Origin of the sequence: Pseudoalteromonas sp. MER144-MNA-CIBAN-0113, assembly GCF_040308965.1 — a bacterium.
Taxonomy (GTDB): Bacteria; Pseudomonadota; Gammaproteobacteria; order Enterobacterales; family Alteromonadaceae; genus Pseudoalteromonas; species Pseudoalteromonas tetraodonis.
The window spans coordinates 1-1,113 of the sequence record NZ_JBEOOG010000176.1; the positions used below are offsets into that span (position 1 = coordinate 1).

The 1,113-nt window shown below is 37.6% G+C and carries 2 protein-coding genes; both read left to right on the forward strand.

Translation table 11 applies throughout. The annotated features are described in order from the left end of the window. Window positions 1-352: transposase (locus tag AAEY57_RS19265; RefSeq protein WP_350608579.1), on the forward strand; the 352-nt coding region annotated here is incomplete at its 5' end. A gap of 15 nt (window positions 353-367) precedes the next feature. Further along, window positions 368-1,060 carry a hypothetical protein gene (locus tag AAEY57_RS19270; protein ID WP_036956898.1) on the forward strand — a complete coding sequence of 231 codons (693 nt, stop codon included), beginning with the start codon at window positions 368-370 and terminating at the stop codon, window positions 1,058-1,060. The last annotated feature ends 53 nt before the right edge of the window (window positions 1,061-1,113 follow it).

Sequence of the window (1,113 nt, forward strand, 5' to 3'; positions counted from 1 at the left end):
TGTCACTCACTGCGTCTTGCAAAGAAACACAAGAGAAGAGCTGGAGAAATCACTAGCACCAGTATTAACACCTGAGAGTGTATTGTGTACCGATGGCAATTTGTCATATCAAACTATCGTTAAAAACCTTCCTTTTGAGCTTGATCATAAACGCCTTATAGCTATTGATAATCAAAGAGTTATAGATGGCATCTATCACATACAAACACTAAACAATTGGATGATGCGCTGGAAACAGTGGCTAAGGCAATTTAATGGGGTTGGCACAGATTATCTTGATAACTACATCGCTTGGTTTAGGCAAATGGAGCAGTCACAAGAAGACGATAGCTGGGTCGTTTTAGCACTATAAATATTTGGAGTTTTAATGAAGATACTTAAGATATTGATCATTGTTTTTATTACGTTTTTTATAGCTTCATTTGGTTACTTTAAAAAAGATGCCATTGCTTGCGAACTGATAGGGGTAACACACTTCAATGAAGTGTCACCAGATTTTTATGTTGACCAAAGTATCGACACTTCGAAACAAGTTGAGCTGTCTCATGCTGTAGAATCAGCATTTAAAAGGGTTTCGGATATCTATGGCACTCCCACTTCCAACCCTAGAATCATTGCTACAGCCGAAACAAAATATGCCAAGTTCGGATTTAACCCCACAGGTATGCAAAACTCTGGTTTATTTAGGGAATGTATATTTCTAGGCCCTAAAGGACTAAACACTGATGTAATAGCCCATGAACTTGTTCATGCAGAAGTCAGACACAGAACAAACCTGTTTGTTGAACTAACTCAATTACCTGCTTGGTTCATTGAAGGTACAGGGATCAAAGCAGATTACCGAAAGCCATTTTTATTAGAAAACATTGATGTGAAAAATGATGACGTAGATGAGATCAAATCGGTGTTTTACCTTAGTGACTTCCCAAACACCAAGGTAAAGTATTATCAAGCATCGCTAATCGCTGTAGAGCCGATGAACCCAAAGGACATGTATAGAGGCTTAGAAAGGTTGAACAATGGTGAACAGTTTGAGGACGTTTTTGACGAATTCTTTTAATTGTTGATTAATATTGAAATTTTATTCTATCAACACAGAAATGGATCACAGCC

Excerpts from the sequence above, each read along its gene's own strand:
- AAEY57_RS19270 (WP_036956898.1), top strand. The coding sequence starts at position 368 with ATGAAGATACTTAAGATATTGATCATTGTTTTTATTACGTTTTTTATA.